At 71.4% G+C, this 14,550-nt stretch carries 8 protein-coding genes; 6 read left to right on the forward strand and 2 right to left on the reverse strand.

Annotation, left to right across the window (positions count from 1 at the left end):
* Positions 1–2 precede the first annotated feature (2 nt).
* Positions 3–2,768: a CHAT domain-containing protein gene (locus HUT10_RS47820; RefSeq protein WP_176177267.1), complete on the reverse strand. Its 2,766-nt coding sequence runs from the start codon at positions 2,766–2,768 to the stop codon at positions 3–5.
* 87 nt (positions 2,769–2,855) lie between these two features.
* On the opposite strand from HUT10_RS47820, the gene HUT10_RS47825 reads away from it, so the two are divergent.
* The 3 genes from HUT10_RS47825 to HUT10_RS52385 all read left to right on the forward strand — a co-directional run bounded on the left by HUT10_RS47825 (position 2,856) and on the right by HUT10_RS52385 (position 5,418).
* Complete coding sequence (locus HUT10_RS47825; protein ID WP_176177268.1) at positions 2,856–3,437, forward strand: toll/interleukin-1 receptor domain-containing protein; 582 nt, start codon at positions 2,856–2,858, stop codon at positions 3,435–3,437.
* 180 nt (positions 3,438–3,617) lie between these two features.
* The gene (locus HUT10_RS47830; protein WP_176177269.1) at positions 3,618–4,859 is read left to right on the forward strand and encodes a hypothetical protein; all 1,242 of its coding nucleotides are present in this window, start codon (positions 3,618–3,620) and stop codon (positions 4,857–4,859) included.
* Between the two features lie 55 nt (positions 4,860–4,914).
* Positions 4,915–5,418, forward strand: a complete 504-nt coding sequence (locus tag HUT10_RS52385) for a tetratricopeptide repeat protein (RefSeq protein ID WP_368660816.1) — start codon at positions 4,915–4,917, stop codon at positions 5,416–5,418.
* On the opposite strand, the gene HUT10_RS47835 is transcribed toward HUT10_RS52385, so the two are convergent.
* Positions 5,377–6,465 carry a ThiF family adenylyltransferase gene (locus HUT10_RS47835; protein WP_176177270.1) on the reverse strand — a complete coding sequence of 363 codons (1,089 nt, stop codon included), beginning with the start codon at positions 6,463–6,465 and terminating at the stop codon, positions 5,377–5,379. The genes HUT10_RS52385 and HUT10_RS47835 overlap by 42 nt on opposite strands.
* Before the next feature lie 342 nt (positions 6,466–6,807).
* Between HUT10_RS47835 and HUT10_RS47840 the strand changes: the two genes are divergently transcribed.
* From HUT10_RS47840 to HUT10_RS51645, 3 genes are all read left to right on the forward strand, one after another.
* Entirely contained in the window at positions 6,808–7,575 is a 768-nt protein-coding gene (locus tag HUT10_RS47840; RefSeq protein WP_176177271.1) for a hypothetical protein, read from the forward strand.
* Entirely contained in the window at positions 7,572–9,596 is a 2,025-nt protein-coding gene (locus HUT10_RS47845; protein WP_176177272.1) for a CHAT domain-containing protein, read from the forward strand. Before HUT10_RS47840 ends, HUT10_RS47845 begins: the two co-directional genes overlap by 4 nt.
* Positions 9,597–10,506: 910 nt before the next feature.
* On the forward strand, positions 10,507–14,490 hold the full coding sequence (locus tag HUT10_RS51645; RefSeq protein ID WP_254897368.1) for a hypothetical protein: 3,984 nt from the start codon (positions 10,507–10,509) through the stop codon (positions 14,488–14,490).
* Positions 14,491–14,550: the final 60 nt, after the last annotated feature.

Consider the following 14,550-nt stretch of genomic DNA (forward strand, 5'->3'; position numbering starts at 1 on the left):
CACTACCGCCAGTCGCCCACGAGCGCGAACGGCGCCCAGTAGTACGGATTGGCGAAGACCCGCGGATCCGGCGTCCCGGCGACGCCGTCCTGAGCCGAGACGAGCGACTGGTCACGCAGGCCGGTGACGCTCCGGCGTTGCGCGGCGGTGAGTTCGGGGTCGCCGAGGGCGAGATCGCACAGGTCGACCACCGCCCGGAACTGACCGGCGCGGAGGCGATACCGGGCTTCTTCGATGCGGAGATGACTGTCGTCCCGGTAGGCATGGACCGACCGGATGTACTCCGCCGCCCTCGTGGCCGTGCAGTTGCGTAGTTCCGTCTGGGCCCGCTGCAGCGCGACCGCGCTCGCGGTGCCCGCGGCCAGTTCCCGGTAGAAGCGGTCGAACAGGATGCCAGCCGCCAGCTGGGAAACCTTCCACAGACCGACCAACACCGCGGACGCTCCGGCGTACAGCAACGCGCGGACCAGGCCGAGTTGCTCGTCGCCACCGCCGCCCACGGCGGAGACACCGGTCCGGCACGCGCACAGCACGGCGAGGGCGCCCGCCAGGGACACACCGAGCAGATCCTCGGCGGTCAGATCGCCGTCGGTGAGCCGGATCCCGGACGACATCGGCCGACTCGCGATGAACCGGCCGTGCGCGGTCAGGTGCAGTAACCGCGGTACCGGTCCGCCGGGTGCGAGGCGGGCCAGCACCGCCGCGCGGGCAGCGTGGTCCCCGGTGAGCTCTTCGGTGGGGAAGTGCCGGGCGATGGCGTGGGTCTGCGCTCGTGCGTAGCGCAACGGCGGTCCGGCGGCGGGTTCGGTGACGACGAGCGCGTCGCCGGTCGTGCCGCGGCGGCCCGCGAGGCAGTAGCCGAGCACCGACGCGCTCGGCGTGCTCACCAGGGGATTTCGCTCCCCGAACGGGCGACCGTCGACGTGGACGGCAGCGAACGGCAGCCGGTGCAGGGCCCCGTGCGGCACGAGGCAGATCTGCTGTCCGGGACGCGACCGCCGCGCCACCGGTTCGAGCATCGCGGTCAGCAGCGGATCGGTGACGCCCTCGGCGACCGCGGCCAGATCGTCGGTGCTGCAAGCCGTGACGACCCGTTCGACCACGTCGATCACCTCGTCGGTGTCGCAGGGCACCTTGGCGTGCCAGGGGATCTCGTCGGTGGCCGTGAGCCCGAGAAGGTGGATCGCCGTCTCGGTTCCGTGCATGACGACCAGCAGGGCGTCCGGATCATGAGCTCGCAGGGTGGCGCGGATCCGGGCGACCGTGGACCGGTCCCCGCGGCGGAGCGCGCTGAACTGCTCGTCGTGCTCGGCGATCGCGTCGACGGCCTCCTGCCACCGGGCTTCGGCTGACGCGTATCGCCGGGCGGACTCCGGGTCGGCGGCGTCCGGGCCGGTGAACGCGGCCGCCGCGAGCCGCAGCTCGCGCAGCGCCGATGCTTCCGCGTCGACGAGGTCAGCAGGCACCCGGTGGGTGGCGGGTACGCGCAGCCGGGACAGCCGGCGCACCATCTCGCTCGCCCTCGCCTGTTCGACCCGCTCGAACGCGACCGATGGATCGTGGTGGTCCAAGGCCAGCCGGGCCAGGTGCTCCCGAGCCGCGAGTCGGCTGTTCCCGAAGTAAGCGAGCGCGTCGGCCTCGTCGAACAGCCACGCTCGCGGGGCCTCGGCGGCCTCGGCCGCGCGCGCGTAGGCCGCCTCGGCCGAGGAAAAGCGGCCCCGCGCCCGGTGCACGTCACCGAGGACGACGCCGACCAGTTCGACCAGGCGCAGTTCGCCGGTCTGCACCGCCAACGCCTCGGCCTGAGCCAGGTGGGCCAGCGCGGTGGCGTCGTCCTCGGCCAGTTCGGCAAGGTCGGCCAGTGACTGCACGGCGGCCGGCACATCGCCGCACTCGACCAGGATCGGCAGCGCTTCGGCGTGCAGCGCGCGAGCGTGCTCGTGATCGCCGACGGCCTTCGCGACACTGGCCAGGCCGCTGAGGTCGTTGGCCTCACCGATCGGCCAGCCCGCACGGCGGTTCAGCACGCGGGCGGCCTCGTAGAACCGTCGGGCTGCGGCGTGGTGTCCCTCGTTGAGCTCCACCGCGGCGGCGTTGTGCGCGGCCACCGCGGCCGCGCCGTACTGCCCGCAGCCGGCGAGCAGGCGCAGCGCGATGGACTGCGAACGCAGCGCGGGCCGTCGTTTCCCCAGCAGTTCGTACACCAGGCCGAGCACGACCATGGCGTGCCCGGCGACGTCGTCCGCGCCCGCCGACCGGGCGAGCGCGAGCGCCAGCCGCGCGACGGTGCGAGCCGGCGCGATCCGGTCGGTGTCCTTCAGCACGACAGCCAGGTCGACCAGCGCCCGCGCTTCGTCGTCGACGTCACCGATCTGTGCAAAGAGTTCCGCCGCCCGCTCGGCTTCACCCCCGGCCGTCCGCAGATCGCCGAGTGCTCTGGCCACCTGACCGCGGGTCGCGTGCACGCCGGCGCGAACCCGGACCGAGTCGACGTCCGAGCCTTCCCGGACGAGCGCCAGTGCGTCGTCGAGAAGCGGCACAGCGCCCGCCCGGTCGCCCCGGTTCTGCTTGACCAGGGCCAGCCGTTGCAGAATGGCGGCGCGCGACGGCCGACCGATTCCCGCCCGGCCGGCGCGATCGGCGGCGGCGGCATAACGCAGTTCCGCCGACGACGTCAGCCCGCATTCCACATACAGCTGGGCGAGGTCCACATCGACTTCCCAGTCCACCGCGCGGACCACGCATTGCTTACCCTCTGCCCAGGTCATCGCTTCCTCGCCGGATCGTCTCGCGCCGACGCGCAGCTTACCCGCCGATCTGGTGGACACTGGCCAGTGAAATCGCGGGAGGCCGGGATGTCCGACATCTTCATCAACTACCGATCGCGGGATGCGAAGTACGGTGCGGTGGCCACTTACGAACTGCTCGCCGCGAGGTTCGGCGCGGACCGGGTCTTCCTCGACAACCAGTCGATCATCCTGGGAACGGGATATCCCGCGCAGCTGCGGCTGGCGCTGGAGTCGATGCGGGTGCTCCTGGTCCTGATCGGCCCACGGTGGCTGGTCCCGGACGCGACGGACCAGCAGCGGTTGCCGATCGAGCGCGACGACGACTGGGTCCGGTACGAGATCCGCCGGGTGCTGGCCCGCGGGACCTCGATCGTGCCGGTGCTGCTGGACGGCGCGAGCCTGTCGGCGGCGTCGCGACTGCCCGCCGACGTCCGCAAGCTGGTGCACTACCAGGCCGCCGAAATCCGGCACCGGTCGCTGGGCCGCGACGTCGCGCCTGGCCGACGGCCTCGAACGACTGGGGTTGACCGGGCAGCGTCCGGCGAGCGACGGCTCGCAGCGGCTTCCGGCGCTGTTGCCGCCCCGGCAGCTTCCCCCGGCGGTGCGCACCTTCGTGGGGCGCGCCGCCGAAGGTGCCGAACTGGATGAGGCGGCCCAGTCTGCCGCAGCTGCGGCGGCGATCGTGACGCTGGACGGCACCGCAGGGGTCGGCAAGACGTGCTTGACCGTGTGGTGGGGCCACCTGGTCCAGGACTCCTTCCCGGACGGCACGCTGTTCGCCGACCTCGGCGGCTACGGTCCGGGCGCGCCGGTGGCGCCGTCGGTGGTGTGCTCAGCACCTTCGTCCAGGTGCTCGGCGTGCCGGAAAGCCGGGTGCCCGGCGGCGCCGACGCCCTGGTCGGCCTGTACCGGTCGCTGCTCGCGGGCCGGCGGGTCCTGGTGGTGCTCGACAACGCCGCGGACGCGAGCCAGGTGCGGCCGTTGCTGCCGACGGCCGCGGGCTGCCTGGCCGTGGTCACCAGCCGCGCCGTGCTGACCAGCCTGGCCGTCGTCGACGGCGCCCATCGGGTCGGACTCGGGTTGTTCACCCGGGACGAGGCCGAGGAACCCGTCGCCACCGCGGTGGGACCGGACCGGGCGAAGGCCGAACCGGCAGCGGTCGCCGAGCTTGCCCGGTTGTGCGCCCGGCTGCCGCTGGCGTTGCGCGTCGCGGCCGCCCGGGTTGCCGTCCGCCGGCACCAGCCGATCGGTGAGCACGTCGTCGAACTCGGCCAGTCGACCTGGCTCCTGGAGGCGCTGAGCCGTACCGGCGACGAACGGATCGCCGTGCGCACGCTGTTCGACTGGTCCTACGACCAGCTCGACTCCGGCCAGACCCGGATGTTCCTCCGCCTCGGGCTGCAGCCGGCGCTGGAGTTCGGTGTGCACGCGGCAGCCGTGGTCGACGGAACCGGCACGCAGGCGGCGCACCGCTCGCTCGAGTCGCTGGCCGACCTCCACCTCGTCGAGCCCGCCGGCCGTGGCCGCTATCGCGTGCATGCGCTCCTGCACGCCCACACCCTCGACCGGGTCCACCAGGAGGAGACCCCGGCGGAGCGGCAAGCGGCCTTCGACGCGGCCCTCGGCTGGTACGCCAGTGCGGCGGCGACCGCGGACCGGCTGGTCTTCCCCGCCCAGCCCAGGGTGAACGTGGCCCGGGACGCGGTGGACGTCGCGGCGCCGTGCGCCGACCGCGCCGGCGCGTGGGAGTGGTTGACCACGGAACGCCCCACGCTGCTCGAGGTGCTCCGGCTCAGCGCGGAACACGGCAGGCACCGGACGACAGTAGTGCTGGCGGCGGCGATGCGGTTCCTGGCCTTGACGTCGTCCGCGCAGGGGAGGCGCGTCTCGAAGTGGATTCCCAGGGCCTCGCCGCGGCCGGGGCCCTCGGTTATCCGGCGGAGGAGGCGATCTTCTACCGGCGCCGAGCGGAAACCCACCAGGGGAGGGAGAACTGGGCCGGGTCGGCGGCGGACCTGCGGAGCAGCCTCGCGCTCGCGACCCGGCGCGGCGACTCCGTGCTGCGGGTGAGGCGTTGTGCGGCTTCGGGCGCAGCTACAAGCTCCAACGTCGGTACGGGGAGGCCATGGCCTGCTACCGGCAGGCGTTGCGGCTGGTGCGGGGGACCCGGACCGGGTACGTGGAGTCGAACCTCAGCTGGCTGTGCCTGCGCCTGGGAAGGCCCGACGACGCCGTCCGGCACGCCGAACGCGAACTGCGGCTCCGGCGGACGGCCGGAGACGCGGTCGGCGAGGCGTACGCGACGCAGAACCTGGCGGCCGCGCTGCACGAACGGGTGACTACGGCGCGGGGGCACGGTCCGGCGAGCGGGCGATCGAGCTCTTCCGGGCCGCGGCGGGCGTCGAGCGTTACCTGGCCGCCGCGCTCGAGACGACCGCGGAAGCGCTCGTCCGCCTCGACGCCCGGGAAGCCGCTGCAGCCCACCTGCGCGAGGCCGTCGCGATCCTCGTCGCCACCGACGACCCGCGGGCCGACGTTCTGCGGCGGCGTGCGCGCGAACTGCGGCCGTCGCCGGGCGGTGAGCCGGTCACGCCGGCGGTCGGCAGGCCGGGCACTCCGGGTCCGGTGACTCGAGCACCCGGACCGGCACGCTCGCGAGGGTAACGAGGTTGAACGCGTATTCGCGGTTGACCGGCAGCGCGGGCACGCCGGTGATCAGACTGGCCGCGGCGTGCGCGGCGAAGTGCCCGGCGAGTCCGGCGCTGGTCGCGTTGGCAGCCTGCACGTCAGACGGGCCGGGCGGCGGCCCGGCCTGCCCAGGCGTTCGTTCCCGCCCCTTGACGGTGCGCAGGCAGTCCGAGCAGGGTCCGGTGCCCGGCCGGTACAGCCCGACGCTGACCAGCGGCCCGTGGTAGCCGACGTGAACCCACGGCGTGCCGGTGGCCAGGCACGCGCGGTTCGTCCACGAGCGGATGTCGCCCGGCCGGTCCGCCGCGAGCACGACGACGTCGAAGCGCTCGACCAGCGCACCCAGGAACGCGGGCCCATCGACGTCGTGACGCTCACCGGTGACGTCGACGGCGGGGTTGGCGGCGCGGAGCTTCCGCACCGCCACGTCGGTCTTGAACTGCCCGATGTCCGCGTCGTCGTAGAGCGGCTGCCGGTTGAGGTTGGACCTTTCCACGACGTCGCCGTCGACGCAGTGGAGCCGCCCGACACCGGAGAGCACGAGATTCTCCGCGGTGACGCACCCGGCGCCGCCCACGCCGACCAGCGCCACGCTCGCGTGGGCCAGCAGGCGCTGGGTGTCCCATCCGGTGCGGCGGGGCACCGGGTCCATCCACTGGAGCAGCTCACGGCCGCGGCTGTGGCGCTCACGGGCCGCCGGCGCCAGTCCGCTGTCCGGCTCGTCGGCGTCCTCGACGTACCCGGCGGCCATCAAATCGTCGACGGCGGCGCGCACGACGACGCCGGGGAGGCCGTCGAAGCGGCTCGTCAGCACCGCCACCACCTCCTCGACGCTCCGCGAGCCGTCCAGCAGCCCGAGCAACGTCCAGACCCACCCGCCGGGGTCGAGCAGGTCCCGGCCGATGCCGGGCACCAGGCCGCCGATCCGGATCCGTCCACTGCGGGAGCGGCTGGGCCGGTGCGGGCGCTTGATCCGTGGCCGGTGCACGGCGCGCCCTACGCGTCCACCGAGTCGGGGCAGTACATCGCCTCGCACTCGGGCTCGACGAACCGGAGCACCCGGAAGCCGGGCAGCACCCGGCGGCCCGCTTGCCGGTCGGCTTCCGGGTAAGCTGCGCCCGCCGGAGCGAGATCGAAAGGACCGCGATGTGGTTGTCGGTTGGTGAATCCGGAGGACGGGTTCATCGTGGCTGCTCCGTTGCCACCTGGGTCCGCGACTTGGTGTCGCGAACGGAAACCACGATGATCGTTTTCCCGTTTCCGGTGCTTTCCGCCTTGCCGCAGCTTTCCGGTGATTTCCGGAAACACCCGGGAAGGCGACTGGGCCGACGTGGTTGACCTGGCAGCCGCGCGAGCTGCTTTCAAGACCGCCGTCGCCGATGAGGAAGCCGCCCGCGCCGCGCTCAGAGCGGCAGGCATCGAGGCGAAGCTCGCCATCGACGAGATGGACGGCGAGCTGGGCACGATCGCGAAGAAGCACCGCCTCACCCCGTCCACGCTGTCCAAACTGAACCCCGACAAGACGACCACCGAGTGGGCGCCACTGGGGCTCGGCAGTTACCGGTCGATCGATGCGATCACGGGCGGGCGGCACCGGCTCGCCGCGCTGCGGGAAAAGCTGGACGAAGCCAAGCAGAAGGTGAAGAAGGCCCGAAACGAGCTTCTACGGGCGGACGCGCGTGCCGATCTCGAGGAGACCGCGCAGGCGGCCCGGACCGAGGTAGCGGAGAGCACGCTGGTCGTCGACGATGTCCAGGTGACGCGGGAGGACGACCACGTGGTGCTCGACATCCGGGTGCGCAACACGGGTGACCGGGCGGCCGACATCACCCGGGCCGCGATCAGGATCCTCACGCGTGCCGAGTTCTTGACCGCGTACGAGACGACCGCGCGGTACGACCTGCTGGTGGACGGTGACTACAGCGAGGTCGGCGTCGCCCACTTCGTCAAGCCGGACGAGGTGGACCGGTTCACGCTGGTGCTGGGGTTCGCCGAACCCGAACGCGGGTGTGTCTTCACCGCGGAGCTGGAGCTGCGGTTCAACCGCGATCACGTCACCGTTTCGAAGCCCTTCAGCCTCAGCTCCTGTTTCGAATGACCGACGAAGACCAAGCGGCGCAGGTCAAGGAGATCACGGCCACCGTGACGGCGGTGTGCACACTGCTGGTGCGGCGGTGCCTCGGTGCCCCCCGGCTTACGGACGCCGACGCGGCGCGCGAGCTGTCCCGGCACCTCGTGGCGATCAAGGCGCCCGCCGAGGTCATGGCCGTCGCGACCGTCGGGGTGTGGGCGGGCTACGGCGCCGACGAGGCACTGGACGACGAAACGCTCGCCGAAGTCGCCGAGGTCGCCAGGGCATTGCTGGCCGCCGACGAGCTCGACGGCCTGACGTTGCTGTGCGCGGTCACCCTGGTCCTGCTCGCGCGCCGCGGGCGTTCGGGCAACCCGGCCCACGACCTGGTGCTCGCGGCCCGCGTGCTCTGGTCGCTCGAACACCACGACCTGGCCGTGCCGGCGTGCCGCGAGGCGCTGGCCGCACCTCGGCTCGAACCGCTGGACGAGGCCGTGGCGCTGATGCTCCTCGCCCGGATCACCGGCGACCCGGACGACGTCAGCCGGTTGCGGACGGCGAGCCGTGCCTGGCCGGCCGAGGTCACGGCCCGGGTCGACGTGCGCAGCCTGGTGGTGCGGTCCGAGAGCCGGGACGACCGGCTGTGGGACCGGGCACGGGACGCCGTCGTGCGTGGTGACCGGCGCGAGGCGGCGCGCCTGATGGCCGAGACCACCGGGCAGCTGATCGAGCAGAGCGGTCAGGACCGCGGCTTCCTCGAAGGACTGCGGACCGGGTTCCTCGCGATGGCGGGACCGGAGATCGACGTCGAGAAGCTGCGGCGAGGACTGATCGAGGTCGTCCGGCAGGTGCGGACCCGGCAACGGTTCGGGAACGTCCCGCCCGCCGCGCGCAGCGGCCTGGAACTGCTGGTGTACGTCCTCCACAGCGACCAGAACGCGGTGCAGGGCAGCGTTCTGGCCGAACTGCTGGAGGCGCTCGCCGACGCCGGGCTCTCCGAGCTCGACCTGCCGATGTCAGACGCCCTTCCCCAGCTCGCCGAAGCCGAGCTCGCCGAGCAGGCGCAGTACTTCGCCTTGTGGCCGGACCTGCGTGCGTGCGTCGACGGCCTGGGCGGCAACTTCGGCCTGCTGACCCGCCGGATCGGTGGTGGGCGCTCGACCGCCGAGCGGTGGCTCGCGATGTTCGTCTCCCCGCCGGACGGGGTCTTGATCCGGTCGGCGCCCCTCGTCGCCAGCGGCGCCTCGGTCCTGGACCGGCTCAACCCGGCCGGCGGGCCGGTCACCGACCTGACCCAGCCGGAGCTAGACGACGTCGTGGCCGCGTTCCTGCACCGCCGGGCCGCGGAGATGCTGGCGGCGGAACCGGCCAGGGGCCTGGTGGTGGTCCCGGACGGCCCGCTGTGGCGGGTCCCGTGGCAGGCGGCTTCACCACTGCGAACGCGGCCCGTCACCATCGCGCCGTCGATGACCTTCTACGCCGGCCTCCGGCGGGCTCCGGCGCGGATCCGTTCGGTCGTGGCGTTGCTCGATCCGGCGGTCCGCGACGCCGAACTCGTCGAGCAGGCGCTCGCGTCCGCGCGCGACCAGGGCGTGCTCGACGTCGACTTCGGCGTGTCGGCGCTGGACCAGGAGTGCGACCTGCTCCTGGTGCTGGCCCACGGCCGCGGCGACGGGCTGTCGTTCCGGATCGGCGTCGGCGGCGGACTAACCGCGCACGAGCTCGCCCGGCGCACACGTGCCCGCAGCGCGCTGGTCGCCTGTTGCGGCTCGGCGAAGACGCCTCCGGTGGCGCTGCCGATCAACCTGCCGGTGAGCCTGCTCATGCGCGGTTGTGCGCACTGCGTCGGCGGAATGTGGCTGCTCCCGCAAGCGCCGACCGCCCGGCTCGTCGCCACGACGGTCGGCCACCTGGCCGCCGGCCGCAGCCTCACCGAGGCCCTCGCCTTGGCGAGAGCCGGCTCGCCGAACCTGCTCGACGACTGGGGCTTGGCCTCGGCCGGCTCGATCGAATCCTGGGTCGGTCCGGCGCCCCGGGATGGGCGCTGAAGGATTTCCCCGCACGACGGCCGGCGTCTCCGGCAGCGCGGAACCCGGGGTCACCGAACGCCGCCGGGGTGGCTCACCCTGCGAGGCCGGGATGGTCGCGGGGCGAGGGGGTGACTCGGCCGCGGTGCCGGGGAGCGGCGGGCGCCGCCGGTTCTCGATACCGCCGGTTCCGGGATTCGGAGTTCGCCGCGGACCGCTTTGGCGAAGACGCGGTGGGTGGTCTCGGCCGGGGGTGCGTCGCGTTCTTGCCGCGGTCGGCGCACGCACCTTCGGTGTCCGACCTGGCCGGGGCCGCTCGGCGGCGCCTCCTCGTGGTCGCCGCGTCGCAGGGCAGTTCGTGCGCGGTAGGCCAGGGCGCGGTAGTACTCCCGCTGGAGGAGAATTACGCAGCGCGTTAAAGCGATGTCTTAGGTTGTCTGGCCCCGGTTCAGTAAAGCCGTTGATGATGGTCATCGGATGAGACGGTGTCAAGCGCCGAACCGGCGCCCAGTGGGGGCCGTGGCCCTGAACTTCCCGAGCAGTTCGGGCATGTGGCTGAGGGAGCGGCGAGGAAAGGCGCTGTGTCCCGCGACGATGGCCGCGGGACACAGCTTCGCTCACCTCGATCGACGACGCCGGGTGGCGAATCGAGAACGCCCAATCGAGTGAAGCTCGCGCCGTGCCCGCCCAAGTAATCTGGCGGACTCCCGGATGTTTCGGTGGCGCACCGATGCGGCGGCGACGGCGCCCGGGGGACCGGCGCCCGCGACTCTGCGCCTCCACCGGGGTTGTGCTGCGGCTCGATAGCGCCAGATGTGGGGCCGCCGCGGACCCCGCCGTCAGCCGCGAGCCGGTCTACCTATAGTGATGATCCTTGTTCGGAAAGTGAGATCAAGTGGTCCTCGATGGGTTGCGCCGGTTCGCTGTGCCGGTGGAGAAGGCTGTGTTGCTCGACGATGACGGCTTTCTCCTGCCGCCGTCGGATCCCGGGTGGCGCTCCGGTGACGCGGTGTCGCCGATTCCGGTGACCGAGCTGCTTGCGGAAACGGCGAGTTTCGCGCTGCTTGCCGCCGGCGGCGCGGGTAAGTCCGTCACGTGCACCGATCTGGCCAAGGCCGAGCAGGGCGCGCGGCGGATCGACACCGCCGCTCTTACGATCGACGGGCTCGAGCGGGAGCTGGACGACGCGTGCTTGGATGAGTCCGCGGTCTACCTCGACAGCCTCGACCAGTCAGCCTCCGTCGAGCCGCGTCTGCTGCCGTGGCTGCAGCGGTACCTGACCGCGCCCGCCCGTCGCGGGACGCGATGGCGGCTCGCTTGCCGTGCGGCCGTATGGGACGCGGTCCTCGGCCGTGCCCTGTTTCGGGATCTGCCGGCGTTCAGCGTCTGGAAGCTGGCCCCGCTTGACCGCGATGCCGCGACGGAGGCGGTCGAGGGCGCGGTCGATGCGTCGGAATTCGATGCCGCAGCGTTCATGAAGGACTTGGTCGGAGCAAGGCTGGGGCGACTGTCGGGCTGTGTCGGCCAGCTCGTCGCCGTGGCGAGATACTGGTCCGAGCAGGGTGAGCTGCCGCGCAGCGCGGCGGACGCGATGAAGTTCGAGATCGAGTATTTGCTGCGCGAAACCGACGAGCGTCGGCAGCCGCGGCTGCCGATGGACCGGTCGATGCGGCTGGCCCAACGGCTCGGCGCCTTCACGATGTTCGCCGGGAACCAGGCACTCACCGTCGGCCCCGTGGGCAACCGGGCGACGCTCCCGGTCGGGGAACTCCCATCCGATCCGGAGCCCGACCAGCTCGCGCGGACGATCGAACCTGCTGACTACCGCGCGGTGCTCGATACGGCGTTGTTCGATCCCGGCCCGGCGGGGTCCGTGGTATTCAAGCACCAGCGTCACCTTGAGTACCTGGCCGCTGCGTACCTCGTCGAGCGAGGGATCCGGGCCGGTCAGATCCCGGTTCTGCTCGGGGTGCACGCCAATGGCGTGCTGCCGAACGCGCGGATCGGCGTCGCGTCCTGGCTGGCCGCGCTGGCTCCGGACCTGGTCGCTCGGTTGTTCACCGATAACGCAGCGATGTTCGCCTCGACCGCCGCGGTCGTCGAGCTGCCGTCCGACGAAGCCCGCGCAGCGCTGGTGAAGGGCCTGCTGGAAGCTGCGGCCCAGGATGACGCCGAGCCTGATTGGCGGCTCGACCGGGCCGGCCTGCTGCACGCCGGGCTGACCGAACAGCTGGCCGAGTATCTCGCCCGCGGCCCGGCGAACGCGGTGCAGCTGTGGTGGATCGCCCGGCTGGCCGCCGCGGGCAACTGCCGTGCGGTCGCGCACGCGTTGGCGCGCGCCGCGCTCAAGACGGAATGGGTCGGCTATGCACGCCGCGCGGCAGTGGCCGCCGTCGCCGAGCTAGACGACGAGCAGGTGCTGCTCTCGCTGCGCGAACTGCTCATCGTGCCGGACGACCGCGATCCCGATGCGGACAACGAAGTCCGCGCCGCGGTGATCGACGCCCTCTATCCCCGGCTGCTGAGCACCGCCGATCTCACCCGTGCACTGAGGCCGCACCGGTCGATGTTGTACGGCGGCTACCGTCAAACCTTGCGGGAGCTGTCCAGCCGCGTTCCCGACCACGACGTCGCCGCCTTTGTCACCTGGCTAGCGGAACACACGTGGCGAAACGATGTTCGTGATGATGACCAATTCGACGACCTCCGCGTCGGCGTGATCGACCGGGCATGGCAGCAGGTCGGTGACGACGTCGTCCGAGGTCAGTTGGCCCGGCTGCTCGTGGCGTTGGTTCGCTCCGGCCGGTGGCACCGCCCGTCGGCCCGAAATCAGCGGCGTCCCTGGAGTGAAGGTGCGCCCGAGCAGCGGCGGGCGCTCGCCGTCGACGCCGCGGCCGTGGGGGAGGACACCTGGTACGCGGTCCTGACTCTGGGGCTACTCACCGGTGAAGACGCCGAATGGCTCCTCGATACGCTGCCTTCCGTTGCGCCGCAGGCGAAAGCCGCGTTGGCCGACTGCCTGCCTCAGCTGCTTCACAGCCCGTCCGCGGCTCTCGCGGATCGCGTTCTCGAACTTGCACCGGACCACCCTGGCCACCAGGCCACGGCGTTCCTTCGTACTGAAGTCCAGATCGACGACGAGTCGGTGCAGCCGCAGCGTCACTTGGCCGCTGAAGACTACAAGCACCAGTGTGAGTTGGCTGCTCGACGGGAGCGCGTGCGAGGAGATCTTCGTATCGCGTTGGCGAACCTCGCTGCGGAGCCTGGATCGTGGTGGCGCATCCCATGGCTCCTGGCCGGCGGCACCGGAAACTACGACGACATCGTCGAGGGCACCGCCTCCGACCTCACCAGGCGGCCTGGTTGGGCCGAATTCAACATCGACGAGCGACGCCTCGTTCTCGCTGCGGGTCTCGTCTATCTGCACACTCACCACCCCTCAGCCGCCACTTGGTGGACGGCGAAAACGTGGACTTCCGGAGAGGTGCTCCCGGACTGGTCAGGCGTGTACCTCCTGGCGACGCTGGCTGAGCACTTCTCGGAACTGCTCGACGGTCTGCCCGACGAGGTATGGGCACGCTGGATGCCGTCGATCGTCGCCACCCCCGTTTTCGGCGGGGACGACTCCATCGGGCCGCGCCGCCGTCTGCTCGACGCCGTCCCCGCCCAATTACGCCAGCAGCTGATCGACGCTGCGCTCGAGCACCTGGCCGCTCACGCCGCCGAAGGTGGTTCGCTCACACCGCATGCCGTCTACATTCATCTCGCGAGGGAGCTCGCACCGTCGATCGCCGAGCGTCTCCTCGCCGCACCCACAGAGACCGGCCTTGACGCAGAACTGGTCACCCTGCTGGTCAAGGACGGTACCCCGGGAACCGCCTTGGCCACCTGTCGCCAGCTCATCAAAATCAACTCGCCGCTCGCCCCGCATGCTCGAACTCACCTGGCGAAACTCGACCCGGACTCGGTGATCGACGCCCTCGCCGCCGCCCCTCCGCCGCCGGACGAACTGGCCGAGGCAGTCCAGAACCTCGACGTCGCCCTGCTCGACCCGGCGCGTCTCGCCGTCGCGGCTCGCCTGCTGCTTGACCGCCACCCCTATGCCGAGGACCAGCCCCTCGAGTCCGGCTTCACGTACACCCCGTGGCACCGTGCTAGTGATCTGCGGCGACACGTCCTCGATCGGATGGCGCTGAACGGTCGCAGCGAGGAACTCGCGGCGCTGAGCCACGGCCGCCCGGACGCCGATCAGCAGGCACTCGCTTACTACTACCGGATCGCCCGGGCCCGCCAAGCCGACCTCTCTCTGGGAACGACCCCGCCCCGCACGCTGCTGAACCTGCTCCGCCGCGGTGACGCCCGGCTCGTGCGCGATGACGCCGATCTCCAACACGTCCTGCTACAGCAGCTCGACGAGCTCCAGCACTACCTGGCCGGTGCTTGGCGGGAGATCTGGGACAACGGCCTGCCGCAAACCGAGGACGACGTGTCCGACTGGCTCGAGCGTAGGCTCGACGAGCGTCTCGACGAGCTGATCATTGACCGCGAAGTCCAGGTCAGGCGCAGAAACCGCGGCGTCGGCACCCGCATCGACCTGATAGCGACCACCAAGACGGTGGACGGCGATAAGGCTCGAGTTTTCGTTGAAGCGAAGCGCATCGACAACCGGGAACTCATGACTGCCATGAAGAACCAGCTGATCGACCGATACCTGATCCCCAAGAACCGCCGGCACGGCATCTACCTCGTCTACTGGATAACCCCGGATCAACGCCCAGGTGGCTGGTCGCGGACCAACGCAGCAGACCGCGCGACCTTGAAGCATGAACTCGACGAGCAGGCCCGGCAGGCGGCCGAGACCGGTTTCCTGATCATGCCGTACATCCTCGACATCAGCTGTCCGGAAGCTCCATGAGTTCAGAACGCGACGGCAACGGCATCGGACGACCACTATCTCGCCGGCAACCTCGGATGC

It is taken from the genome of Amycolatopsis sp. Hca4 (assembly GCF_013364075.1).
Lineage (GTDB): Bacteria > Actinomycetota > Actinomycetes > Mycobacteriales > Pseudonocardiaceae > Amycolatopsis.

Coding starts and splice junctions, on each gene's coding strand:
- HUT10_RS47820 (WP_176177267.1), bottom strand. CDS start 2,768: ATGACCTGGGCAGAGGGTAAGCAATGCGTGGTCCGCGCGGTGGACTGG.
- HUT10_RS47825 (WP_176177268.1), top strand. CDS start 2,856: ATGTCCGACATCTTCATCAACTACCGATCGCGGGATGCGAAGTACGGT.
- HUT10_RS52385 (WP_368660816.1), top strand. CDS start 4,915: ATGGCCTGCTACCGGCAGGCGTTGCGGCTGGTGCGGGGGACCCGGACC.
- HUT10_RS47845 (WP_176177272.1), top strand. CDS start 7,572: ATGACCGACGAAGACCAAGCGGCGCAGGTCAAGGAGATCACGGCCACC.